Consider the following 25,506-nt stretch of genomic DNA (forward strand, 5'->3'; position numbering starts at 1 on the left):
TGTGCGGTCCGCCGCCTCTGGTGGCGCTGCGGCCCGCCCCCATGACAAGGAGTACCGAGGACACGCATGAGTGCAGAAGCCGCGACCGAGCAGCCCCTGTCGGAGGACGCGCGTAACGTCATCGTCGCACTGCTTGGGCAGCAGGAGGCCCTCCTGGCCGAACTCCGCTGGGCCTACGACCAGCTGGAACGCACCCAGGAGGCCGACATCGCCGAGCTGCGCTCCCGGGTGGCCAAGCTGGAGCACCGCGTGGCGGCCCGCCGACAGGCTCCGACTCCCCCGGTGACGGGCAGCTCCCCTGACGAATCTCCGGCCAGCAGGATGCGGCGACGGCTGGAGTCCGCCGTCCAGGATCCGGAGCGGACCGTCCGGGCGGCTTCCCGTCGTGTGCGCCGCCAGGTGGGGAAGGTCGCCCGGCGCGCGGGGATCTCCCGGTGAGCCGGGCTCGACTCCTGGGGCCCTCAGCCCGCCAGTCGGAGCTGGATGAGGCTCGAGAGCGGATCGTCGGCCTCGTGGCGTCCCGCGATCCGTTGCGCCAGCTGCTGGAGCCCGGGGCCCTGCAGTCGCTCGGCGTCCGTGACTCCTCTCCCTTCTGGGGCGGGCGGGCCGGGGCCGAGGCGTTCCTGGACCAGCTGATGCCCGCCCTGGAGGCGCTGCCGCCGCTCGAGGCGGGAGTCTCGCGTCCGGCGCTTCCGAAGACCGTGGCGGTGCTGGGCGATCCTGACCTGATGGAGGTCCTGGCCGGTGCCGCCGATCTCCGGCTGATCGACCCGGACGACTGGGAGTCGACGCTGTCCGCCGCCGACGCGGTGCTGCTCTCCCCCCGCACCGTGAAGGCCCCCCGGGCACGCGGCCGGGTGATCACTGCCGCCCGGGAGGCGGCCATCCCGCTGATCTACTGCGACGCGACGCTGCCGGAGCCTGGGCGCCCCGAGGTGAAGCTCGCGGCACGCTGCGACGTCGTGCTCACGACCTCCGAGGAGGGCGCCGAGGAGTACCGCCGTGGCGTACCGAGCTCAGTGCCGGTGGCCACGGTGGTCCAGCCGGTGAGTCCGCTGCGCCGGTCGCCGCTGGGGTCCCGGACGCACACGCACCGGCTGGTGACGCATCTGGAGCGCCGCCGCGCCGGAGCGCTGGATGCGGATGCCCGCCGCGGTCTGCAGTGGATCCACGACGGCATCGTCTCCTCCGGTTCGCCGCTGCTCCTGGGCCTGGAGGTCCGCGGGCCGGGCGCACGGCGGGAGACTCTCCCCGTCCGGCACCGCCCCTACTGCGCACCGGCGGCGATCTCCCACGCGCCCGGTCTCGACCGGCTCTCCCCGGTCGGCGTCGTCACTCAGGCCGTGGCCGGCTCTCAGACCTTCTTCTCCCCCCGGACCCTGGATCTGCTGGCCTCCGGCTCCCTGGTGCTCTCCACCTACAACCAGGGGCTGAACTCGCACTATCCGGAAGTGCGCATCGCGAACTCGGCCGAGGATGTGGCGGTGGGGCTGGAGTCCCTTGAGCTCGAGGAGCTCCGGCGGGCCCAGGGCGACGGCGTCCGCCACGCGTTCCGTCGGCATCATGCCGTGGATGTGCTGCGCACCGCGCTGGGCATGGCGGGCATCTCTGTGCCGGAAGCCCCGGACCGCGTGCTGGCGGTCGCCTCGGGGGACGACGCCGCCGACCCTGTGCTGGCCGAGCAGCTGCGCCTGCAGACGGCTGGGGCCGTCGAGACCGTGACGTGGGACGAGCTGACGGGCCGCCACGGCGACTACGACGTGCTGGTGCCGGTCTCCTCTGCTCACAGCTACGCTCCCACCTATGTGGAGGACCACCTGGCCGCGCTGGCGCACCAGTCCTGCCCGGTGACCGCCAAGGTGGACGTCCGGCGCGCCGACGCCGGTGATCCGCACGCCCAGCGGCATCATGGGGCGGGCGCCCTCGCGGCCGAGGAGGTCCCGCCGTCGGGCCGGCCGCTGACCGAGCTGGCGCTCTCGGCCTGGTTCCAGCCCCCGGCTGACGCGTCTCTCTCGCCGGAGACGCTGATCGCGTCGCTCCAGCGCGTGCATCTGTCCGATCATCTGGGACACCGGCCTCGCCGGGGGCACACCGTGGTGACGTCCGACGGCGGAGCCGTGCCGGGCCCCCGGACCCCTTCCGGGCTCGCCGACGGAGACGACCTGGAGACCGTGCGGCGCGAGGTCGCCGCCACCGCCGAGAGGGAGGGGCTGCAGCTCTCCGTCATCGTGCCCGTCTACGACAACGGCGACCATCTGCGGCACAAGGCCTTCGCCTCGCTGCGGCGCTCGTCGATCTTCGAGACGATGCACGTCCTGCTCATCAGCGACGGTTCCACCGACCCCTCGACGGTGGACACGGTCGAGGAGCTGGCCGCGGAGCACCCCAATGTGACGTCCTTCCACCACGGCGGGGGAGGCTCCGGCTCGGCCTCCCGGCCGCGCAACACCGGACTGGACCTGGCCCAGACCCCGTTCGTGACCTACCTGGACCCGGACAACGAGGCGATCGAGGACGGCTACGCGCAGCTGTTGGAGGATCTCCGCGCCCACGAGGACGTCGACTTCGTGCTGGGCAACATGTCGCAGTGGGCCCGGCACCACACCCGTCTGCCCTACGCCGGCATCCTTGAGGAGACTTTCGCCGACCATGCTGAGCCGGACGGCACCCTCGTGGTCCCGGACCGTGCCCTGGAGGCGCTGCGGTTCCGGCCGTTGGGCATCCAGACGGTCGTGGCCCGCACGGGGTGGCTGAAGTCGCTGGGCATCAGCCAGCCGTTGGGCGCGGTGGGACAGGACTCCTACTTCTTCCAGCAGATGCTCCACTATGCCCGACGGATCCGGACCCTCGACGTCGGAGTGCACACGTACTACATGGCAGTGAGCAGCTCCACGATCAACACGCTCAATCCGGGGTACTTCAAGAAGTACCTCCCGTTGGACTCCTCCCGCGCCCGATGGCTTCAGGAGGTGGGGCTCCTGGAGGCCTACCGGCGCGACCGGCTCGAGAGGTTCCTCGTCTCCTGGCACCTGCCCAAGCTGAAGAGGGTCCGGCCCGAGGAGTGGTTCGACGCCGCTGAGAACCTCGCGGAGCTGCTGGCCTGCTACGGGGATCATGAGTGGACGGACCCGGCGGCGCTGGAGTTCTGGGACGACCTGGACCTGGCTCGACGGCGCGAATCGTCGCGCCGTCGTCGTGCCGGCGAGAGGACCGGGGCAGGCTGAGCACGCCACCTGCGCCCGGCCGGGGCCTTCCCCGATCAGGCTCTGAGCAGTAGGTTGGAGGCGATGAGCCAGACCCTGGGACACGCTCGTCGCCCCTGATCAGCCGCAGAAGGGAGCCGCATGGTCCGCATCCCGGCCGCAGTGCGTCGCCGCCTGCCGGGCATCGCCTGGCGTGACAGGAAGATTCTCCATCTGGAGGCCAGGGTGGCTCACCTCGAGGCCTCCCGCGAGAGGGTGCGGCGTCTGCTGCGGGAGGCGCGCAGCTCCGGCCGCGATGAGCTCCGTCGTCGCGAGGAGGAGATCACGAGGCTCTCCGATGATCTTCAGGAGGCCATCCTCCGCGCGGAGGCCGCTGAGGCGGAGCATGCCCGATTCCGCCGCTCCTCCTTCAAGGGGAAGCTGTCCTCCCACATGGCGGCGGTCAACGCGGCGAAGCTCAGCGGCTGGCAGGCGACCACTCCGGCGCTGCAGCTGCCCTACAAGCTCCGCAGCTACGCTCTGGCACAGAGCCACGGAATCGCCGTGCCGAGGATCCACCAGGTGTGGTCACGCACCGAGGACATCCGGATCCCCGACGACCTGCCCGCAGACCGGGTGGTGCTCAAGGCCGACGGCGGCCACAGCGGTCTCGGAGTCGTGCCGCTGCGTCGCACCGCCGAAGGCTGGCAGACGCTCACCGGACGCGACACGCTCGTCGACGGGCGGCCCGGCGATCGACTGTTGAGCCGGCTCGAGCGAGCTCGAGGGCCGTTCTTCCTGGAGTCCTTCCTGGAGCCCTTCGCGGAGCCCTTCGCGACGACGGACTCCCGGGCGGGCGCGGATCACGGGGCCGCCGGTCAGGGATCCGCCGATCTGGCGCTGGTCGGCCCGCCCCAGGGAGCCGAGGTCCGCCTCCCGGAGGACATCAAGGTCTACACCGCCTATGGCGAGATCATGCAGGTGCTGGTCATGCGCACCCACGGGGTGAAGGTCATGAACCGGAGCCGCTTCACCCGGCGCTACTTCGACGCCGAGGCGCGCCCGCTGGGCGAGGTGCTGCCCGGCAGGCCGGAGGACCCGGAGATCACCGCGCCGGAGGGGTGGGAGGATCTCATGGAGGCCGCTCGCCGCCTCTCCATCGCCGTGGGGCTCCCTTTCGTCCGTGTCGACCTCTACGCGACCCCTGACGGCCCGGTGCTCGGGGAGCTCACGCCGATGCCCGGAGGCGTCCAGGAGTACCGGCTGAACCACGACCTGCGGTTGGGCGCCGCATGGATGCGCGCCGACCTGAGGCTGGCCCGAGACCTGGCGCGGGGGCGGCCCAGCGGGACGCTGTTCGGCTCTGAGCCCTACCGGTGGTGGTATCCGGAGCCGAGGGGCGGAGAGCCGGCAGGCACGGAGGAAGGTCCTTCCCGGTGGCCGCGGCTCCAGGCGGACCCGTTGCAGTGGTACACCCCGCCGGAGGACGTGGTCCGACTGGGGACGGACGGGAATGGCGCCGACCAGACAGGCGCCGAGGGTGCAACTGCCGAGGTGTCGATCCCTGAAGAGTCCCGTCCGGACGACCGCGGCCCGGATGAGGATCAGGTGGAGCTGAGGATCGCCGACTCGAGCCGCTGACCGATCTCGCCAGTCGCTGACCGCACGAAGTTCTCGGAGACATGGCTGTTGTCGCGGAAGGTGATGGCGCCGCCCAGCACCGCGTAGCAGAACTCGTCGTCGCAGAGCATGTCCTCGGTGGGGATGAAGTGGAAGTTGTCCTCGTCGCCGAACACCTCGACCGACCGGGTCAGCCAGCGGTCGCCCACGTGTGTGTCGTCGACCTCGTCCCGGCACGCCGCCGGATCCTCCTCGTGGAGCGCGACGCATTCGGGCAGCGTCTGCTCGTCCTCGGTCTCCTTGTTCATCCGCGGCACCTCGCCGAAGACGGCCACCTCCTTGCCGGCCTCGAGCCAGGCGTCGATCGGCGCGTACATGGCTCGCGCCGTGTCGGTGAGCTCCAGATCCGTCTCGGGCAGCTCGAGGTCGTCATCGGGCCCGGAGAAGCTGCTGTGGATCTGGCTGCCGGCGACGACCACCGTCTCGACGTCGTCATCTTCGGCCAGCCGGTCCATGACCTCGGCGTTGGCCCTCACGCAGGCGTTGGAGTCGTCGTCAAGCGCACTGACCCGCGGCGAGCAGGCGGAGCGGGTGAGCACCAGCAGACGTTTGTCATGCTCCTGGGCGATCTCGTCGAGCGCCGGCAGCCACATGGTGGCATGCGAGTCACCGAACACGGCGACGGTCCCGTCGGCATCGGTCTCCTCCGCGCCCAGCCAGCACTCCTTGACGCCCTCCTCCTCGGTGTCAGCCTGACAGTCCGCGTAGATCGGTTCGTTGTTCTGCGCCGTGACCTCTGCCGGATGGGGAGCAAGGCCCAGGTCACCTTCCAGCGGGTCACCGCACTGGTCGGGGTTGGCCAGCGCCCGATACCCGTAACAGGGGTGGTCCTCCGAGAGCTCTGTGTCGGCGAAGCCCCGCTCGACGGCGGCCACGGCCGCATGGGCGGTGGAGATCACCAGGACCATCCCGGCCGCCGCCGCCACCACGGCGCGCCAGGTCGGCAGCAGGAACCGCGCACGGCGCAGCGGCGCCTCCACGTACCGCGTGGTCACCGCGGAGAGGCCGACGACGCCGAGGATCAGCATCACCTTGATGTACCAGTGCTTCGCCTCCTCGCTCAGATACGGTGAGAAGACCACGATCGGCCAGTGCCACAGGTAGATCGCGTAGGACCAGTCGCCGATCGCCGTAGCGGGGCGCAGGGAGAACCACCAATGCACGCCCGTGCCGGCTTCGCGCCCGCCGCACATCATCAGCAGCACGGCCCCCAGAGTGGGCATCAGCGCCGCCCCACCGGGGAAGGCGGTGGCGTCGGAGTAGAGCCATGCCGACGCCAGGATCATCCCCAGGCCGGCCCATCCGACCAGATTGGCCACTCGTCCGGTGAATTGGCTGGAGCCCATCCACAGCGCCAGCAGCGCACCGAGGGTGAACTCCCAGATGCGGGTGGGGGTCACGAAGTATGCCTGGGCCGGCTCATGGGCGGTGTACCAGACCGAGAACCCGAAGGACGCGGCCCCGAGTGCCACGAGCACCACGATGAACGTGGTGCGCACCGCCTGCGCCGTCCGGGCCGCCCGGGCGCCGGTGACCAGCAGTGCCAGCACCAGCAGCAGCGGCCACAGGATGTAGAACTGCTCCTCCACCGACAGGGACCAGAAATGCTGCACAGCGGTGGCCTGCTCGTCGAGCTTGGAATAGTCCACCGAATCGGCGGCGAGGATCCAGTTCTGCACATAGAGGGTCGAGGCGACGATCTGCCGCAGCGTGGACTGCCAGGCCGTCGACGGCAGCACCAGCACCGCCGAGACCGCGGTGACGAGCAGGACCAGCAGGCTCAGGGGCAGCAGACGACGGATCCGGCGAGCCCAGAACCTCCCCAGCCGCACCGTGCCGGTCTGGGCCGCCTCCTTAAAGAGGTGTGCCGTGATCAGATAGCCCGAGATCACGAAGAACACGTCCACGCCCACGTAGCCGCCCGGCAGATGCTCGGGCCAGAAGTGGTAGAGCACGACAAGCAGCACGGCGAGGGCCCGGAGCCCCTGGATCTCCGGCTGGAAGCGGCTCCCCCTGCGCCGACGCTGGGCCTCGGCGTGCTCCGGCGCCGAGCCTGCGGCGTCGGCCGATGAACGGCGCGTCGTGGAGGGTACGGTCATCTGCTCTACAGTCCTGTCTCGGGGTCGGATCGGCGCGGAAGCGACGGCGGCGACGGGCCCACCGGCGCTGCGTCCTGGTGAACAGTAACCGATGAGCCGCCCCGCGGACCCGCTGGCAGGCCACACTCCCAGCAAGTTCCCGGCCACCTCCCAGGGTGCTCGTCGAACCTCTATGCCAGCCCTGCATCCGCGCCGTGATCCACGTCTCGCCGCGGGCTGGGCGCCGTGTCCGGGCCGGGGCACTAGAGTGGTGCGTCGCCGACCCTTCCAGGAGCGCCCCTGTGTCTGCCCCGCAGTCCTCAGCCCGTCCGACCGACCCGCCGTCGTCGTCGTCAGCGTCGCAGGAGCGGCTGTCGCGCGGCGTCCCGGCCAGCCGGTTCCGCCCGGAGCTGCACGGCGTGCGGGGCCTGGCGATCCTCGGCGTGGTGCTCTTCCATCTCTTCGGAGCAGGGCGGGTCTCCGGAGGCATCGACATCTTCCTGGCCGTCTCCGGGTTCCTCTTCACGGCGATGCTGCTCCGCGAGGCCGCATCCCGCGGCGGGGTGCACGATGTGGGCCGCTATCTGGCGCGTCTGGCCCGCCGCATCCTGCCCCCGGCCGTCGTCGCGATCGCGGTCACCACGATGGCCGGCCTGCTGATCCTGCCCTCCACCCGCCACCACCAGCTGCTCACGGAGGCCCGGGCCTCACTGCTGTACTGGGAGAACATCGAGCTGGTGTCCTCTCAGCTGGCCTATGAGGCGGCCGGGCCCGCCAGCAGTCCGTTCCAGCATTTCTGGTCGTTGTCGGTCCAGGGGCAGTTCTACCTCCTCTGGCCGGTGCTCGCGGTGCTGGCCGTGCTGCTGGCGCGGGCGCTGCGCCGACCTGCGGTGCACGTGATGGCGGTGCTCGTGGTGCTGGTGCTGGGTGCGTCCTTCGCCTGGGCGCTGTGGATGCGCCAGCAGGCCCCTGAGGCGGCGTACCTGATGACCAGCACACGACTCTGGGAGCTGGCCTTCGGGGGTGTCCTCGCGCTGCTCGGCGCCCGTCTGACCCTCCCCCGTCCGGTGCGCGGGGTCGCGGGATGGCTCGGGCTGGCTCTCATCATCTCCTGCGGCTTCGTCCTGGACGGCGCTTCCCTGTTCCCGGGAGCATGGGCGCTGTGGCCCCTGCTGGGACTGGCCCTGGTGCTGGCCTCCGCCGGCCCGCAGGGAGGGCTTCAGGATCCTCCCGGAACAGCGGCCCGTCTCCTCTCCACGCGACCCCTGGCCTGGGTGGGCAGCATCGCCTACGGCCTCTACCTGTGGCACTGGCCGCTGCTGATCTTCCATCTGGAGCTCACCGACCAGGACGGACTGGGCGTCCTCGACGGGGCCGGCCTCCTGGTGGTCTCCATCCTGGCCGGATGGGCCACCCACCGGTGGATCGAACGCCCGACGGCCGCCCGCGCATCCCTGGCGCCCCGCGTGCCGCTGACGGCGGCCGCAGGCACGCTGGCCATCGGTGCGGTGGCGACCACCATCGGAGTGATCGGCACCACGGTGACCCTGCCGGAGGGGTACTCGATGGCCGGGGTGGACCGTGCGCTGCATCCCGGAGCGGCGGCGACGGCGCCGGGTGCGGACCCCGCCCCTCCCGACGTCGCCCCGGTGCCCGCCGCCGAGGTGCTCGCCGCGGACCGCCCGCAGTACTACGACTGGGACTGCCGCCAGTCGCAGGGCGGGGGGCTGGAAGCCTCCGAGGTGCTCATCTGTGAGGACCCCGACCCGCCGGCGTCGCCGACTGCGACCGTCATGCTCACCGGGGGCTCCCACGCCGGCCAGTGGCAGCACGCCTGGATGATGCTGGCGGACACCTACGACTGGGAGCTGATCATCGCCGACAAGTCCGGGTGCCGCCTGCAGTCCACGGAGAACGCCCGCTCCTCCTCCTGCGCCGCGTGGAACGCGAACCTGATCGACGCGGTCGCCGAGCGGGCCCCGGACCTGGTGGTCACCCCGGGCACCGTGATGAACCGGAGCACGGAGTCGATCGAGGACGGGGCCCCGCAGCGCTGGCGGGAGCTGCGCAGCACCGGTGCGGAGGTTCTGCTGATGCGTGGGACGCCCCGCCCGGATGGCTCAGTGGCCGACTGCCTGGCCCAGGGTCGGGAATCAGGCGAGTGCGGTGCCGACCCCTCGCAGATCGCCGCCGCCGACCCGCTCGATGACCTCGACCTCCCCGACGGAGTGCACACCGTGGACCTGACGGACCACATCTGCCCCGACGGAACCTGCGACGCCGTCGTCGGCAACGTCGTGGTCTGGTATGACGACTCGCATCTGAGCACCTATTACGTCGAGACCCTCGCCCCGCTGCTGGACGCCGAGCTGCAGTCCGACGTCCCTCAGCTGTTCCGGTGACGTGGAGCGCTCCCGGGGCTCGCTGCGCACGGAGATGACGCACCGCAGACTCACTGCTGACCTGCAACTCCGGGCGGCTCGCTGAAGCCCGGAGGCCGCAGGGCCTCTCGTGACCGAGCCGTGATATAAGCTTGCGGGCGTCGCTGTGCTCTGCGCGTCAGTGTCGGCGGGTCCCCTGTCCGGACGGCCTCGCTCCTGTGCGGGGCCGGCGTGCGTACTTTCTGTTCTTCGAGGAAAAGAGTTCTTGTGGTTTCGAGGGAGTTCTCGACCGTCGGTGTGATCGGCCTGGGCTACATCGGTCTGCCCACCGCGGCCATCCTGGCCGACAGCGGGGTGCGAGTCGTGGGGATGGATGTCTCGCCGATCAATGTCGACGCGGTCAACAACGGGGAAGTGCCGTTCGTGGAGCCGGGCCTGAGGGAGGTCGTGGAGCGCGCGGTGGCCGCCGGGAAGCTCTCAGCCTCCACCGAGACCCCGGTGGCGGACGCCTACATCGTCGCGGTGCCCACCCCCTTCACCGACTCCCACTCGGCGGACCTGTCCTACATCGAGGCCGCCGCCGACGGCATCGCGCCGAAGCTGACCGGCGGTGAGCTGATGATCCTGGAGTCCACCTCTCCCCCCGGGGCGACCGAGCACATGGCCGAGCGGATCCTGAAGTCCCGCCCTGACCTCGCAGCGGGTGACCTGCTCGTGGCCCACTGCCCGGAGCGCGTGCTGCCTGGGCGGATCATGGTGGAGATGGCCACCAACGATCGGATCGTGGGCGGCCTGACCCAGGCGGCTGCCGAGGCGGCGAAGACCCTGTACCAGAACTTCTGCACCGGTGAGGTCCTGCTCACCGACGCGAAGACCGCGGAGATGGCCAAGCTGACCGAGAACAGCTTCCGCGACGTCAACATCGCCTTCGCCAACGAGCTCTCTGTGATCTGCGACCAGCTGGGCGTCGACGTGTGGGAGCTCATCGACCTGGCCAACCACCACCCGCGCGTCAACATCCTGCAGCCGGGGCCGGGCGTCGGGGGTCACTGCATCGCGGTGGACCCCTGGTTCATCGTGGACGCGGCCCCAGACGCTTCACGGCTGATCCGCACCGCGCGGGAGACCAACGATGCCAAGCCTGAGTGGGTGCTCGGCCGCATCGAGCAGGCACTGGAGCACCACGGGCGGGAGGCCACGGTGGCGCTGATGGGACTCGCGTTCAAGGCCAACATCGACGACCTGCGGGAGTCGCCGTCGCTGTCGATCGCCCAGCGGCTGGCCGAGCGGGCGCCGGAGGCCCGCATCCTGGCCGTGGAGCCGCACATCGACCAGCTCCCCGCGCAGCTCGCCGGTTCCGGAAACGTCACGCTGGCCGGGATCGACGAGGCCCTGCAGACGGCACAGATCCTCGTGCTGCTGGTCGATCACGACCAGTTCAAGGCCATCGACACCGCCCGGCTGGCCGGGCACACGGTGATCGACTCCCGCGGCATCTGGCGCTGACGCCCCGGCTCCCCCGCGAACCGCCCGCGGCACGTGCGAAATCCACCCGATCAGGGTCACGGACTGTGACACACTGGTCGGGTGGATTTTGACGTTCTGACCCTTTTCATCGTTCTGGCAGTGGTCCTCGCCGGCACCATCGGCCTGTTCCTCCTCACCGGCGGCCGCAGGCTGCCCGAGGGGACCTTCCCCGAGACCCGCGACGCCGACGACCTCCCGGAGCCTGACGGCCCTGCCGGCACCGCCGTCGCCGAAGACACCGACGCCGCGCCGCTGACCACCGCGGAGGCGACCGCCGAGACGGTCACCGAGCCCGAGCTCTCCGAGGAGGTCGCCGAGGAGGCGGCCCCGACGATCGAGACGCCGGAGCCTGTGGCCGGACGGCTCGCCCGTCTTCGTGCCCGGCTGGTGAAGTCCAACAACGTCTTCGGCCGGTCGCTGCTGGCACTGCTCTCCTCGGACCAGATCGACGAGGACGTCTGGGACGAGATCGAGGAGACGCTGCTGATGGCGGACCTCGGCACCGAGCCGACCATGGAACTGGTCGATCGTCTGCGTGAGCGGGTGAAGGTCGAGGGATCGCGGGACCCGGACCGGGTGCGTGCGCTGCTGCGTGAAGAGCTCACCACGCTGGTTGACCCTTCCCTGGACCGCAGCCTGAACGTCCGCGCCGCCGGCCGCCCGGCGGTGGTGCTCGTCGTCGGCGTCAACGGCGTCGGCAAGACCACCACCGTGGGCAAGCTGGCCCGCGTCCTGGTGGCGGAGGACAAGGACGTCCTGTTGGGTGCGGCCGACACGTTCCGGGCGGCCGCCGCCGAACAGCTCACCACCTGGGGCTCCCGGGTGGGCGTGCCCACAGTCTCCCGCGACGAGGGCACCGACCCCGCCTCAGTGGCCTATGACGCCGTCGCAGCCGGCATCGAGGGCGAAGTCGACGTCGTCATGGTCGACACCGCCGGCCGGCTCCAGAACAAGGCGAACCTCATGGACGAGCTCGGCAAGGTCAAGCGAGTCATCGAGAAGCAGTCCGAGGTCGACGAGGTCCTGCTGGTCCTGGACGCGACCACCGGACAGAACGGGCTGAACCAGGCCAAGGTCTTCTCCGAGGTCGTCGACGTCTCCGGAATCGTGCTCACCAAGCTCGACGGCACGGCACGCGGCGGCATCGTCGTGGCCATCCAGCGGCAGCTCGGCGTGCCGGTGAAGCTGGTGGGCCTCGGCGAGGGGCCGGACGACCTGGCGCCCTTCGATGCGGAGACCTTCGTCGACGCCCTGCTCGAGGAGCGCTGAGCAGCCTCCCTCCCTGCCTCGATCCGCGTGCGAGCGGTCCCTCCGATCCGGCCCGCTGCCGCGCGTCAGCTCCCGTTCCTGCCCCGGAATCCCTGAGATTCCGGGGCAGGAGCGGGAGTTTTTACGTCACCGAAACATCAGGGCGCGGTCGGTGAAACACGGACCGAGAACCATGGAGATCAGCTCGCATCGGTGAAAGACATCGGTGAGTACTTGTTTCCTGGAGGGACACATGGAAATCGTGATCGAAGACGTGGGAGCGATCTGGGTGGTCGTCGCCGGTGCGCTCGTGCTGTTCATGACGCCGGGCCTCGCGCTCTTCTACGGAGGGCTTTCACAGACCCGCTCGGCAGTCAACATGATGATGATGAGCTTCGCCGCGATGGGCCTCGTCGCCCTGACCTGGGCGCTGTGGGGCAACGCCATCGCCGGGGCTGACCCGGTGGCGGGCGGCCTGTTCGGCAACCCCACCTCTGACTTCGTGCTCTACGAGTCCCTGGCTGAAGGCGGAGACTCTCTGGTGTGGGTCGGCTTCGGCGCCACCTTCGCCATCATCACCTGCGCGCTGATCTCCGGTGCGGTCGCCGACCGTGCCAAGTTCGCCGGCTGGATGGTGTTCGTGCCCATCTGGATCACGCTGGTCTACGCTCCGCTGGCCTTCTGGGTCTGGGGCGACGGCGGCCTGCTCGTCGAGGGCGGATTCATCGGTGACACCGTCGGTGAGGCCGTGGACTTCGCCGGCGGGCTCGTGGTGCACATGTGTGCCGGCGTCGCCGCCCTGGCTCTGGTGCTGGTCATCGGCCCGCGCCGCAACTTCGCCCCGAACAAGCCGCACAACGTCCCCTTCGTCCTGCTGGGTGCCTCGATCCTGTGGTTCGGCTGGTTCGGCTTCAACATCGGTGAGGCCGGCAGCGTCGAAGAGGCATCGCTGAACTGGATCAACACGCTGCTCGCTCCGGCCGCCGCCCTGGTGGCCTGGCTGCTCACCGAGTGGGCCCGCGGCAAGAAGCCGACTCCGGTCGGCGCCGCCTCGGGCATCGTGGCCGGACTGGTCGCCATCACTCCCGCGGTGGCCTTCGTCTCGCCGCTGGGCGCCATCGTCATCGGCCTGGTCGCTGGTGCGGTCTGCTGCTTCGCCGTGGAGTTCAAGTACGGCAAGTTCGACGACACGCTCGACGTCGTCGGCCTGCACCTGGTCGCCGGCCTCTGGGGCACGCTGGCCATCGGACTGTTCGGCCGCGAGGAGCTCATCGCCGACGGCCGCGGCAGCCTCTTCCTCAACGGCGACTTCTCCCTGCTGTGGGCCCAGATCGTCGCCTGCCTGGTGACCCTGGTGTTCACCTTCGTGGCCACTTACATCATCGCCACGCTGATCCACAAGACCATGGGCTTCCGGGTGGAGGCCGAGGTCGAGCAGGGCGGCATCGACGCCGTCGCCCACCACACCGAGGCGTACTCCCACGACGCCGTCCCTGCCGGGGCCGGCGCCCGGGAGTGACAGCCTGATCTGACCGATCACTCGCCCAGATCAGGACGGGCCGGGTGGATGCGCATCGCGCTCCGCCCGGCCCGTCCTCGCGTGTCCAGTGTGGTCTGGTCTCAGGTGCGGGCGGCGGCAGGTCGACCGCTGTGGTCGAGGGTCTCCGGTGCGCGTGTCCAGGCCAGCGCCCCGACCATGAGGATCACCCCGGTGAGCCCGAAGGCCCACGCATAGCCGAAGTGGTCCACGATCAGCCCGGCGAGCAGCGGGCCGATGATGGCGCCGAAGTCCTGCGTCATCTGGAAGGTCGAGACCACAGGCCCACCGTTGCGCCCCTCGCCCACGACGTCGGCGATGGCCGCCTGTTGGGCCGGATTGACCAGCCCCGTGCCGACGCCGGCCACGAGACTCAGGGCGAGCAGCACCCAGGGCTCCGGCGCCAGGCCCAGCACGCCGGTGGCGCAGGCGGTGATGACCAGACCCAGGATGATGGGAGGCCTGCGCCCGAAGCGGTCGGTGCGGCGGGAGAACAGCAGCACGGCGGCCACATTGCCGGCGGCGAAGGTCGCCAGCGCCACACCGGCGAGCTGGGAGGAGTCGATGACGAACCCGGACCCGGCGAACGCCGTGGCGGCGAAGAGCGGAACCAGGGAGTTGCGCAGACCGAAGGTGGCCCACCCGTTGGCGAACCCTGCCGTGAGCGCCGCGCGATACCCCGGCACGGACCACGCCTCCTTCAGAGTCGCCCGTTCGCGCGCGTCCCGGCGGCCACGATCCTCCAGACGCGAGCCCCGCAGCATCACGAACACGATCAGCGCTGCGATCACCAGTGCGCCCCCGTAGACCAGGAACGGGACATGCGGCCCGAAGACGAGCAGCCCAGAGCCCACCAGGGGCCCCGCCACATTGCCGATGAGGAAGGCCGAGGCGTAGGCGCCGGAGATCTTGCCGCGGATGCTCGGCGGTGACTTCCTGGCCAGGAAGGTCATCGCCGAGACCGTGAAGAACGTGGAACCGATTCCTCCGACGGCGCGGAACGCCAACAGCAGCTCATAGGTGGGGGCGAAGGCCGTGGCGATCATCGAGGCCGCCACGATCAGCAGGCCCACCACATAGACCGGGGTCTCCCCCAACGCCTGCGTGAGCCTGCCGGAGGCCGGCGCGAAGACCAGACGGAAGAGCCCGAAGGCCGAGACCACTGCGGAGACGGCGAACGCGGACACGCCGAAGTCGGCGGCATACTGCGGCAGGATCGGCGCCACGATGCCGAATCCGATCGCCACCACGAAGGCCGCGACGATCAGCACGCGCAGTTCGTTGGGGATCGGTGGACTCTGGACAGCAGGCTTCTCAGGCATGTCGCTCACATCTCGTCGTCAACGCCCGTCGGGCTCCGCTTGTTCCTCGGCGCGCCGGGTCCGGCCGCTGACCTGGCCGTCACGTGGCGTTCTGCAGTGCCACGGACTCGGTGTCCTGGGCGCGGGCCAACCGCTGGGACACCACCCGGGTGGAGCCGTCCTGGCGCATGGACACCCCGTAGAGGGCATCGGCGATCTCCATGGTGCGCTTCTGGTGCGTGATGACGATCAGCTGCGACGACTCCCGCAGCTCCTCGAAGATGACCAGCAGACGCGAGAGGTTCGTGTCGTCCAGCGCCGCTTCGACCTCGTCCATCACGTAGAAGGGACTCGGGCGGGCCTTGAAGATCGCCACCAGCAGGGCCACTGCGGTCAGGGAGCGTTCCCCTCCGGAGAGCAGCGAGAGCCGACGGATGCGCTTGCCCGGAGGACGCGCGTGGACCTCGATGCCGGTGTTGAGCATGTCCTCCGGGTTGGTCAGCTCCAGCCGCCCTTCCCCGCCGGGGAACAGCCGGGCGAAGACCCGCTCGAACTGCTCCTTGGTGTCGCCCCAGGCTTGGGTGAACACCTGCTCCACGGTCTGGTCCACGTCTGAGATGATGTCCAACAGGTCCTGCCGGGAGGCGTTCAGATCCGCAAGCTGCTCCTGCAGGTAGGCGTGCCGCTCCTCGAGGGCGGCGTGCTCCTCCAGGGCGAGGGGGTTCACCTTGCCCAGCGCTTTCAGGTCTCGGCGGGCACGCTGCAGTCGGGCCTCCTGCTCCCCGCGGTCGTAGGGGCGCGGCTCCGCCTCCTCGTCCTCCGGGTCGGGCACGGGCTGGTCCGGGCCGTAGTTCTCGATCAGATACTCGGGGCTGAGGCTGAGTTCCTCGTGGCCCCGCTGCTCCGCGGCCTCCAGGCTGAGCCGCAGCTCCGTACGGGTCAGCTCCGCCTGGTGCAGACTCGCGGTGACCGTGTCGAGCTGCTCAGCCTCGGCGCTGCGCGCGGTGCGCAGGCGCTGGATCTCCGTGGAGACCTCACGGTGCCTCTGCTGAGCCTCGTCGTGGGCGTCCTGGGCGCGCGCCAGCACGGAGGCGAGCCGCTCCACGGCCTCTTCAGCCTCCGCCTGGACCTCTTCGGCCTCCTGAGCCCGACGGTTCCGAGCCTCCGCGACGCGCCGAGCCTCCTCACGTCGGGACTCCTCCGCCTGAGCGCTGCGGCGCAGTGAGGCGGCACGCTCCTGGAGCTGATTGAGCTGCTCCTCTGCGGCACGAAGGGCCAGTCGCGCCTCGACCTCGTCGCGACGATGCGTCGACGCCAGTTCCGCCAGGCGGTCCCGCTCCGCGGTGGAAGGGTCCTCATCGATGTCGTCGCTCTCGGCTGCGGCCAGGCGGGCGCTCGCCTCGTCGAGCTGCTCCTGGGCCTCATCCCGGGCTTCTCCGGCCTCGAGGATCTCCGTCTGTGCGGAGGCGATGCGCTCCTCGGCGCGAGACACCTCCGCGCTGAGCCGTCCCAGCTGCTCCGTGGTGGCGGTCATCTCGGCATCGTTGGCGTGCAGGGCCTCCAGGCTCTCCTCCACCGCCAGCTCCGCGGCGCGGACCTCGGAGGCCTGGGCGTCCGCCTCGGCAGACACCTGCGCGAGCTCCCGCTCGGAGGTCTCCACGGTCTGCGTCAGCTCCGTGATCTGAGCCGAGATGGCCACATCGGAGTTCTCCAGTGCGGTGCCGCCGATGTGCTCTCCGAGACGCAGCACATCCCCGGAGGCCGTCACTGCGGTGTGCACCCCTTCGACGGCGAGGCACTGCCGGGCCGCCTCCAGGTCCGGGCACAGCACGACGCCGCCGAGGGCATGCGCCAACGGCACGGAGAGGTCCTCGGGCCCGGTGATGGCCTCCGCGGCAGGCACGCTGCCCGGAGGCAGCTGCGGTGCGGTCACGGGCTCCGGAACGGGAGGCGACGCCGAGCGATCCACCGGGTGGACGAGGTGGGCGCGCCCGCCGTCGTGATCCGCCAGCCACGCGAGGACCTCAGCGGCCCGGTCGGCGTGGGCCACCACCAATGCCGTGTCCAGGGACCCCAGGCAGGCGGCCAGCGCCTTCTCCCAGCCCCCGGTGACGCTGAGGCGGTCCGCCAGCGGCTCGACGTCGTTGTGCTCCCGCCGCAGGGCGCCGGCACCGTCTCGCGGCGCCCGCGCCGCGGAGAGTCCCGAGAGCCGGGCCCGATATTCGCTCACGGCGGCCTCGAGACGACGCCGCTGGGCCTGCAGCTCGTCGTGACGGGCCCGGAGGGTCTCGTAGCGGCTCTGAGCCGTCTCATAGGCGGCGTCGAGGTCCTCTTCACCGGTCTCGATGCCGGCGACACGCTGTTCCAGGTCGGAGAACTCCGCTCGAGCACGCTGCTGCGCCTGGCGAGCCTGCGCGCTCTGCTCCTCGGCTCGACGGCGGCGCGCTTCTGCTGCCTCGATCCGCCCCTGGGCCGCATCTGCGCGGCCCCGCAGCGTGGCCAGGCCCGCGCGTCGGTCGGCGACGGCGCGCAGCTGCTCCGTCAGGCGGGTCTCCTCCGTCTTCAGCGCGTCCTCGCTCGCGCCGCGACGCTCACTGGTCTCCTCGAGCCGGCTCCGGGCCTGGTCCACCTCGGCCTGGGCGGTCTCGGCCTCCTGCGTGACCTGCTGGGCCTGGGCGCGCAGCTGTTCGGGGTCGCGGCCGGAGGTGTCCACCGTGGCGGAGGCGTAGAGACTGCGTGCCCGCTCGGCCGCGACGGAGGCGACCGACCGCAGCCGCTCCTGCACCTGGGCCAGCCGGTGGTGTCCGGCCAGCAGCTTCTCCCCCCGCAGACGCAGGGCACGGGCCTGCTCGTCCCATGCTGTGATCTGCTCGTCCTGGCCCTGCAGGGAGGTCCGGAGCCGTTCCGCCAGCGCCCGGTCCTCCTCCTCGCCGCGCCCGGACTCATGGAGCGCGGTGGCGGCCTGCACGAGGTCGTCGGCGATGAGCCGGGACAGAGCGTCCCGCACGTCGTGCTGGATGCGCTGCGCCCGTCGGGCCACCTTGGCCTGACGGCCCAGCGGCGCGAGCTGACGGGAGATCTCAGAGATCAGGTCCTCGAGCCGGTCCAGGTTGCCCTGCATGGACTCGAGCTTGCGCACGGTGCGCTCTCGACGCCGTCGGTGTTTCAGCACCCCGGCGGCCTCCTCGATGAACCCGCGCCGCTGCTCCGGGGTGGCGTGGAGGATCTGGTCCAGCTGGCCCTGGCCGACGATGACATGCATCTCGCGGCCCAGCCCCGAGTCGGAGAGCAGCTCCTGGATGTCCAGGAGCCGACACTTCTGACCGTTGATCGTGTACTCGGACCCGCCGGTGCGGAACATGGTCCGGCTGATGGTGACCTCGGTGTACTCGATGGGCAGCGCGCCGTCGGAGTTGTCGATGGTGAGGCTGACCGACGCCCGTCCCAGAGGCTGCCGCTCGGCGGTTCCGGCGAAGATGACGTCCTCCATGGACCCTCCGCGCAGAGACTTCGCCCCCTGCTCCCCCATCACCCAGGCCAGCGCGTCCACCACATTGGACTTTCCGGAGCCGTTGGGTCCCACCACAGCGGTCACGCCAGGTTCGAACTCGAAGGTGGTGGCCGAGGCGAAGGACTTGAAGCCCCGGATGGTGAGCGTCTTCAGGTGCACGCCCGGTCCTCCTCCGTCACATCGTCTGGGTCACATCGTCTGGGTCACATCGTCTCCGTCACACAGTCGGCTCTCGGCCGCCGCGTGCCGCGGGCTGCTCAGCCCTGCGGGGCGAAGTCCGGCATGCGCTCACCGAGTCCGAAGAGCTTCTCGACGGCGACGACAGTGCGGGCGGCCGCCTGGCCGTCCCCGTAGGGGTTCACGGCGTTGGCCATCGCCCGGTAGGCCGCGGCGTCGTCGAAGAGCGTGGACACCTCGTCCACCACACGGTCCTCATCTGTTCCGATGAGCCGCACGGTGCCGGCGTCGACCGCTTCCGGTCGCTCGGTGTTCTCGCGCATCACCAGCACCGGCTTGCCCAGGCTGGGAGCCTCCTCCTGAACGCCGCCGGAGTCGGTGAGCACCACAGTGGCCAGGTTCATCAGGCGCGTGAACTCCCCGTAGGGCAGCGGCTCGGTGACGATGACATTGTCGTGGCCGGCCAGTGCCGGCAGGATGGCTTCACGAACCACCGGGTTGCGGTGGGCCGGCAGCACGATGAGCTTCTCCGGGTACCGCTCCGAGAGCCGGGCCAGCGCGCGGCCCACACCCTCCATGGCGGAGCCCTGGTTCTCCCGCCGGTGCGTGGTGACCAGCAGGACCTCCTGACCGGAGGCGGCGGCATCCTCGAGCTGACCGTCGGAGAACGGCACCTGCTTCTGGGCGACCTCCAGCAGCGCATCGATGACCGTGTTTCCGGTCACCACGACGTCCTCCTCCGCGACGGCCTCCCGCAGCAGGTTCGCGCGGGACTGGCCGGTCGGCGCCAGGTGCAGCGAGGTGATCTGCGAGGTCATCTTCCTGTTGGCCTCCTCCGGGAACGGAGAGAACAGGTTGAACGACCGCAGGCCGGCCTCGGCGTGGATCACCGGGATGCCGACGTAGAAGGCCGCCAGGGCGCCGGCGGTGGTCGTGGTCGTGTCGCCCTGGACGATCACCGCGTCCGGCCGGTCCTCGGCGAAGAGGGCGTCGAGGCCGGAGACGGTCCGGGTGAGCACCCCGTTGAGGGTCTGCCGCTGCTGGATGATGTTCAAGTCATGGTCCGGGACGATCCCGAAGAGCTCGTTGACCTGGTCCAGCATCTCGCGATGCTGGCCGGTGACGGTCACCCGGCACTCGAAGTGCTCGCTGGCCTGCAGGGCCTTCACGATCGGGGCCATCTTGATGGCCTCCGGCCGGGTTCCGTAGATCGGCATGATGCGCTTCATCGCCGGTGTGCTTCCCCTCTGATGGTGATTCTCGTCTGCTCGCTCGTGGGCGTCGTCGCTGCCGGAGTCGCCGACTCCAGCCTATCCCCTGCGACGCGCCCGCGGGTGGAGACCCTCCGGGCCGGGGACGGGCGCGGCCCTGCGCTACTGTGGTGGCGATGAGCAGCTCAGCAGACTTCTCCGGGGAGGCCCTCCAGGGACGCCGACTTCAGCGCGCACGCCACGCCGCGGCCTTCCGGGACCCCGACTCCCCGCCGCGTCGCCTGATCACGCGCCTCCCCGACGTGGACTGGGCGGCCCCCCGCGAGTTCGAGGGCGCCCCATCGGCCACACGGCAGATGTTCGCCGCCGCTCGGCGCAAGAAGGTCACTAAGCATGAGGTGCAGCACGCCTTCCGAACCTTCACACTCAACGGAGACGTCATCGGCGGGCTCAACCACCGCACGCATTCGCTGGTGAGCGATCAGGCCAAGCGTGCCTGCCGCTCCCGGCCGCTGGCCAAACAGCACCTGCAGGCCGTGGAGGTCCCCACCCCGGACGGCCGGGGATTCCGGGTGCGCGAGCTGGACGAAGCACTGGCCCACCGGGCGCAGCTCGACAGGCCGGTGGTGATCAGACCGGCCACCGGGTCAGCCGGCGTCGGCGTCTCCTGGGGAGTCCGGACCGAGGAGGAGTTCCGCGCGGCCTGGGCCTACGCCGGAGCCGCCCGGACCAATCCGCTGTACCGGAGCCTCTCGCTGCTCGTCGAGGAGCAGGCCACCGGCATCGATGTGCGCGCCTACGTGGTCGGGGAGAAGACAGTGGCGGCCGTCGCCCGGCTGCCGCTGTTCATCGTCGGTGACGGGCGCGCCACGGTGCGGCGCCTCGTGGACGACGCCGTGGCGGCCCGGGCCCGCAACGCCCATCTGGCCAAGCACCCGCCGGAGGTCGACGACGACGCCCTCGCCGACCTCGGACTCCGCGCCTCCGAGGTGCTCCCCCGCGGGGAGCACCGTGACGTCAGCGGCACGTCGAATCCGCTGCAGGGCGGCATCACCGTGGACATCACGGCCGAGCTGCGCGAGGCCCATGCCGAGCTGGCCGTGGAGGCGATGTGGGCGCTGCCGGGGTTGCGCGCGGCCGGAGTGGACCTGCTCATCCCCGACCTCGACGGCGACGACGGCGCGGTCGTCGTCGACGTCGCCGACGACGCTGACATCTCTCTGCATCGCTATCCCTCCCACGGGAGCCTGCGCCGTCCGGCCAACGCCGTGGTGGAACAGATGATGCGGCGCGCGAGACGCTGACCCGTGCGCCCCGTGGGACCTTCTGCGCCTCCGCCCTCCCCATCCACGTCGGGCTCTTGCGAGGACCCGGCTGCGGGCCGCGGGGCGACGACGTCGCTGACTCAGGGCCTTCCGGATCGTCGTCGGCTGCCTGCGTTGGAGGGCACCAGAGGCCTCGCCATCCTCGGCGTGGTGCTCTTCCACCTGTTCGGGGCCGGGCGTGTCTCCGGCGGCATCGACATCTTCCTGGCCGTCTCCGGCTTCCTGTTCACCGGCATGCTGCTGCGCGAGGCGGCGAGCACGGGCCGCATCGCCCTCGGCCCCTACCTGAGCCGCCTGGCGCGGCGCATCCTCGCCCCGGCCGCGCTCGTGATCACAACGACCACGGTGGCCGGACTGCTCATCCTGCCGGTCACCCGCCACGGTCAGCTGCTCACCGAAGCCCGCGCCTCGCTGCTGTGGCTGGAGAACCTGGAGCTCATCCGGTCCCAGCTCACCTATGAGGCGGCCGGGCCCGAGACGAGTCCGTTCCAGCACTTCTGGTCCCTGTCCGTCCAGGGGCAGTTCTATCTGCTCTGGCCGCTGGTGGCCGTGGCGGCGGTGCTGCTCGCCCGCCGTATGGGCCGTTCGGCCGCCGCAACGATGGGGGTGCTCACTGCTGGTGTGCTCATCGCCTCGTTCCTGTGGGCCGCGCACCGTCAGCACGTGGACCCCGCCGAGGCCTATCTGTCCTCCAGCACCCGTGCCTGGGAGCTGGCCTTGGGCGGGCTGATGGCACTGCTGGCCGTCCGGTTCCGGCTGCCTGATCGGTTCCGCTCCGCCGCCGCCTGGACGGGACTGGGGCTGGTGGTCAGCTGCGGGTTCGTCCTCGACGGCGCCGCGCTGTTCCCGGGTCCGTGGGCGCTGTGGCCGCTCTTCGGGCTCGCCCTGATCCTCGCGGCCGCGCAGAGCTCCTCCTCCGCGATCGCACAGCCTGCGCCGCTGCGGCTGCTGTCCTCCCGTCCGCTGGCCCGAGTCGCCGACCTGGGCTATGGGCTGTATCTGTGGCACTGGCCGGCCCTGATCCTCTTCCTCGAGACCACCGGGGCGGAGTCCCTGGGGCTGCCGGGGGCGCTGGCGGTTCTCGCGTTCTCCCTGACGGCGGCCTGGGCCACGCACCGCTGGGTCGAACGGCCGCTGGCCCGACTCGGCCGGAGCACGCCGGGCCAGCACCCCACACGTGGGCCGTCTGCAGGTCGCGGCGCGTCCCGGTCCCAGCGTGTCACCCTGGCGCTGGCCGCCACGACCCTGTCCCTGGGAGCGGCGGCGACGACGGCCCACCTCCACCTGACCACGGCCCCACAGGAGGACGGTCTGGCGATGCAGGGCATGGACCGGGCGCTCTACCCGGGAGCCTCGGTGTCCGGCTCCTCGGCCGCCGTCGCCGGGACTCCGGAGCTCGACGAGGTCCCGGCCTTCCCCGAGCTCACGGGCCTGAGCCGCAGAGTTCCCGAGTACGCGACCCGGGACTGCCATCAGCGCACCGGGAACCGGCCGGGGACCTCTGAGGTGCTGGTCTGCGAGGACATGGACGCCCCGGAGGACCCCCGGGCCACGATCATGCTGGCGGGCGGCTCCCACGCGGGCCACTGGCAGCACGCCTGGCTCATGCTGGCCGAGGAGCACGACTGGGAGATCCTGGTGGCCACCAAGGGCGGGTGCGTGTTCCGTGATATCGAGGACGTCGAGGACAACCAGTGCGCCCAGTGGAACGCCGGCTTCGCCGAGGTGGTCGCGGACCGGGAACCCGACGTCGTGGTGACTCCCGGCACCCGCATCCCCCGCGAACCGGGAGAGGAGTTCGTCGTCGAGGGTGCCCCAGAACGGTGGCAGGAGATCACCGACGCCGGTGCCGAGCTGCTGCTGATGCGCGGCACGCCTCGCCAGCTCGACGACGTCCCCGACTGTCTGGCCTCGGGCGGGGATGCCCACAGCTGCGCCCCCGACGGCTCCAAGTTCGCGGAGGTCGACCCGCTGAGCACGCTGGAACTGCCCTCCGGAGCTTCCACGGTGGACCTCACGGATCTGTTCTGCCCTGCGGGTCGATGCGCGGCCGTCATCGGCAACGTGGTGGTCTATCGGGACAGCCACCACCTGACGAACGAATACGTGGAGACGGCGGCTCCGTACCTCGAGGAGCGGGTGCGCGAGGTCATGCCGCATCTGTTCGAGCCGGAGGCCCAGGCGGTTCGACCGCCGGGCGCCGAGGACCCCGCTGATACAATGGCTGGCGCTCCGCGGGAAGAAGACTCCCTGTGAACGCCCCGCAACAACGGACCCGGCGGATGGCCGGACCCGCGACGACGCCCCTGGAAGGAACGTGGTGATGGCCACCCCGACAGCAGAGCGCTCGGCCGCCCCGACGCACGTGGACGAGCCTCGCCAGGCCGGACACGTGGTGCAGCTGGATGGCAGCTCCTTGGTCCGCGTGGGCGCGCGCCCCCGGCTCCTGGACTACATCCAGCGGCTGTGGGCGTTCCGGCACTTCATCATCTACGACTCCCATTCGAAGGTGCAGACCGCCAACTCCAATGACGCGATGGGTCGTGTCTGGATGGTGGTCAACCCAATCCTGAGCGGCCTGGCCTACTTCCTGGTGTTCGGGCTGCTGCTGGACCTCTCCCGCGGGATCAGCAACTTCATCGGCTACCTGATCATCGGCGTGTTCATGTTCCGGTACACCACCTCGGCGGTGTCCTCCGGCGCCAGCTCCATGGTCAGCAACCAGTCGGTCGTCCAAGCCTTCAACTTCCCCCGGGCGAGCCTCCCGTTCGCGATCAACGTCCGCGAGCTCTTCGCCAATGTGCCCATGCTGATCGTGATGGCGCTGTTGGTCATCACCATCGGCGACATCCCGTTGGCGGACACTCCTCCGACTCCGGTCAGCGTGGACTGGCTGTGGCTGTTCATCTTCCCGGTGCTGGCGCTGAACTTCCTGCTCAGCACGGGTCTGGGCATGCTGCTGGCCCGCGCGGTCTCGGCCTACACCGATGTGAAGCACATGATCAGCTTCGGCATGCGCATCTGGTTCTACACCTCGGCCGTGTTCTTCACCGTGGACCGTTTCGCCGGGTCGCCGGGAGGCGAGTACATCGAGTTCGTGATGTACCACAACCCCATGTTCTGCGTGCTGGACATCATCCGCTCCACGTGGCTCTACGGCGAGATGGCGGACCCGTATCGCTGGGTCGTGCTGACCGTCTCCTCGGTAAGCATCTTCATCATCGGATTCCTCGTGTTCTGGCACGGCGAGGAGAAGTACGGGAGGGAGCGATGAGCACCCCGGTGCGCAACTACACGCCCCGACGCGTGAACTGGCGGTCCTCCGGAGCACCGGCCACGGAGGCTCCCGCCCCTACCGCCACCGGCGAGCTGGACATTCTGGAGGATGAGCAGCTCTTCGAGGAGATCTCGTGGGCGGAGGAGGACTCCGCGCCCGTGGTCGAGCGCCTCGACTCCTCGGACATCGCCGTCGCCGTCGACCACGCCTCGATGATCTACCGGATCCGCTCCTCCACCGAGTACCTGAACTCCACCGGCCGGTTCTCCCGGCAGCTGCGGCGGATCACCGGTTCCGGGTGGGCGAACGTTCCGGCCCTCCAGGACCTCAGCTTCGTGGTCCGGCAGGGCGAATCCGTCGGGGTCATCGGCACCAACGGGTCGGGCAAATCCACCCTGATGAAGCTGCTGACCGGGAAGATCCGCCCGACCACGGGGGAGATCTATGCGACCTCCACCCCGATCATGCTCGGCGTCAACGCGGCACTGGTGAAGCAGCTCTCCGGCCGGGAGAACATCAAACTGGGCTGCCTGGCCATGGGGCTGACGCCCAAGGAGGCCGCGGAGAAGTATGACATGGTCGTGGAGCTCTCCGGGCTGGAGGACTCGCTGAACCTGCCGCTGAAGTCCTACTCCTCGGGCATGGCCTCCCGCCTTCAGTTCGCGATCGCCACAGCGGTGGACCCCGACATCCTCATCATCGATGAGGCCCTGAACACCGGTGATGCGCAGTTCCGCGCGCGCACGAAGCGCCGCCTCGACGAAGTCCGGCAGCAGGCCGGCTGCGTCTTCCTGGTGTCGCACTCCTTGGGAACCATCAAGCAGATGTGCTCTCGGGTCCTGTGGATCGAGCAGGGACGTCTCCTGGCCGACGGCGACCCGGAGTGGGTCACCCAGCAGTATCAGGAGTACACCGAGCACAAGTCTCAGAACCGGATGCGCTCGGCGCAGATCGTCTACGAGCGCACCCTCATGCAGCTCGACCAGGTGCAGGTGGATTTCGACTCCGGCACGCGCCCGAAGCGCGCCGGCTGAGGCGCCTCCAGCGGCACGCAGGGCCCGGGACGACGCG

15 protein-coding genes are annotated in these 25,506 nt (G+C 70.3%); 11 read left to right on the plus strand and 4 right to left on the minus strand.

The window, feature by feature from the left end:
* The first annotated feature begins 66 nt into the window (after positions 1-66).
* The 3 genes from ABD658_RS13315 to ABD658_RS13325 all read left to right on the plus strand — a co-directional run bounded on the left by ABD658_RS13315 (position 67) and on the right by ABD658_RS13325 (position 4,823).
* Complete coding sequence (locus ABD658_RS13315; RefSeq protein WP_344680912.1) at positions 67-438, plus strand: hypothetical protein; 372 nt, start codon at positions 67-69, stop codon at positions 436-438.
* Entirely contained in the window at positions 435-3,224 is a 2,790-nt protein-coding gene (locus tag ABD658_RS13320; RefSeq protein WP_344680910.1) for a glycosyltransferase, read from the plus strand. Before ABD658_RS13315 ends, ABD658_RS13320 begins: the two co-directional genes overlap by 4 nt.
* 120 nt (positions 3,225-3,344) lie before the next feature.
* Positions 3,345-4,823: an ATP-grasp fold amidoligase family protein gene (locus ABD658_RS13325; protein ID WP_344680908.1), complete on the plus strand. Its 1,479-nt coding sequence runs from the start codon at positions 3,345-3,347 to the stop codon at positions 4,821-4,823.
* On the opposite strand, the gene ABD658_RS13330 is transcribed toward ABD658_RS13325, so the two are convergent.
* Entirely contained in the window at positions 4,787-6,961 is a 2,175-nt protein-coding gene (locus ABD658_RS13330; protein WP_344680906.1) for an acyltransferase family protein, read from the minus strand. The genes ABD658_RS13325 and ABD658_RS13330 overlap by 37 nt on opposite strands.
* Before the next feature lie 281 nt (positions 6,962-7,242).
* On the opposite strand from ABD658_RS13330, the gene ABD658_RS13335 reads away from it, so the two are divergent.
* The 4 genes from ABD658_RS13335 to ABD658_RS13350 all read left to right on the plus strand — a co-directional run bounded on the left by ABD658_RS13335 (position 7,243) and on the right by ABD658_RS13350 (position 13,615).
* Positions 7,243-9,342, plus strand: a complete 2,100-nt coding sequence (locus ABD658_RS13335; RefSeq protein ID WP_344680904.1) for an acyltransferase family protein — start codon at positions 7,243-7,245, stop codon at positions 9,340-9,342.
* Positions 9,343-9,588: 246 nt separating this feature from the next.
* Positions 9,589-10,827 carry a UDP-N-acetyl-D-mannosamine dehydrogenase gene (gene wecC, locus ABD658_RS13340; protein WP_344680902.1) on the plus strand — a complete coding sequence of 413 codons (1,239 nt, stop codon included), beginning with the start codon at positions 9,589-9,591 and terminating at the stop codon, positions 10,825-10,827.
* Between the two features lie 81 nt (positions 10,828-10,908).
* The gene (gene ftsY / locus ABD658_RS13345; RefSeq protein ID WP_344680900.1) at positions 10,909-12,117 is read left to right on the plus strand and encodes a signal recognition particle-docking protein FtsY; all 1,209 of its coding nucleotides are present in this window, start codon (positions 10,909-10,911) and stop codon (positions 12,115-12,117) included.
* 232 nt (positions 12,118-12,349) lie between these two features.
* On the plus strand, positions 12,350-13,615 hold the full coding sequence (locus ABD658_RS13350; RefSeq protein WP_070160403.1) for an ammonium transporter: 1,266 nt from the start codon (positions 12,350-12,352) through the stop codon (positions 13,613-13,615).
* Positions 13,616-13,716: 101 nt separating this feature from the next.
* On the opposite strand, the gene ABD658_RS13355 is transcribed toward ABD658_RS13350, so the two are convergent.
* The 3 genes from ABD658_RS13355 to wecB all read right to left on the minus strand — a co-directional run bounded on the left by ABD658_RS13355 (position 13,717) and on the right by wecB (position 19,851).
* Positions 13,717-14,955, minus strand: coding sequence for an MFS transporter (locus ABD658_RS13355; protein ID WP_311024755.1), 1,239 nt, complete (start codon positions 14,953-14,955; stop codon positions 13,717-13,719).
* 79 nt (positions 14,956-15,034) lie between these two features.
* Positions 15,035-18,604 (minus strand): chromosome segregation protein SMC, encoded by a 3,570-nt coding sequence (smc, locus tag ABD658_RS13360; protein WP_344680894.1) that lies wholly within the window; start codon positions 18,602-18,604, stop codon positions 15,035-15,037.
* 98 nt (positions 18,605-18,702) lie between these two features.
* The gene (wecB, locus tag ABD658_RS13365) at positions 18,703-19,851 is read right to left on the minus strand and encodes a non-hydrolyzing UDP-N-acetylglucosamine 2-epimerase (RefSeq protein ID WP_344744771.1); all 1,149 of its coding nucleotides are present in this window, start codon (positions 19,849-19,851) and stop codon (positions 18,703-18,705) included.
* A 158-nt stretch (positions 19,852-20,009) separates the two neighbouring features.
* Between wecB and ABD658_RS13370 the strand changes: the two genes are divergently transcribed.
* From ABD658_RS13370 to ABD658_RS13385, 4 genes are all read left to right on the plus strand, one after another.
* Positions 20,010-21,137, plus strand: a complete 1,128-nt coding sequence (locus tag ABD658_RS13370; RefSeq protein ID WP_344744773.1) for an ATP-binding protein — start codon at positions 20,010-20,012, stop codon at positions 21,135-21,137.
* 135 nt (positions 21,138-21,272) lie between these two features.
* Positions 21,273-23,414, plus strand: coding sequence for an acyltransferase family protein (locus ABD658_RS13375; RefSeq protein WP_344680888.1), 2,142 nt, complete (start codon positions 21,273-21,275; stop codon positions 23,412-23,414).
* Positions 23,415-23,481: 67 nt separating this feature from the next.
* Positions 23,482-24,432, plus strand: coding sequence for an ABC transporter permease (locus tag ABD658_RS13380; protein ID WP_344680886.1), 951 nt, complete (start codon positions 23,482-23,484; stop codon positions 24,430-24,432).
* The gene (locus tag ABD658_RS13385) at positions 24,429-25,469 is read left to right on the plus strand and encodes an ABC transporter ATP-binding protein (RefSeq protein WP_344680884.1); all 1,041 of its coding nucleotides are present in this window, start codon (positions 24,429-24,431) and stop codon (positions 25,467-25,469) included. Before ABD658_RS13380 ends, ABD658_RS13385 begins: the two co-directional genes overlap by 4 nt.
* Positions 25,470-25,506: the final 37 nt, after the last annotated feature.

This window comes from Nesterenkonia aethiopica (assembly GCF_039534665.1).
Taxonomy (GTDB): domain Bacteria; phylum Actinomycetota; class Actinomycetes; order Actinomycetales; family Micrococcaceae; genus Nesterenkonia; species Nesterenkonia aethiopica.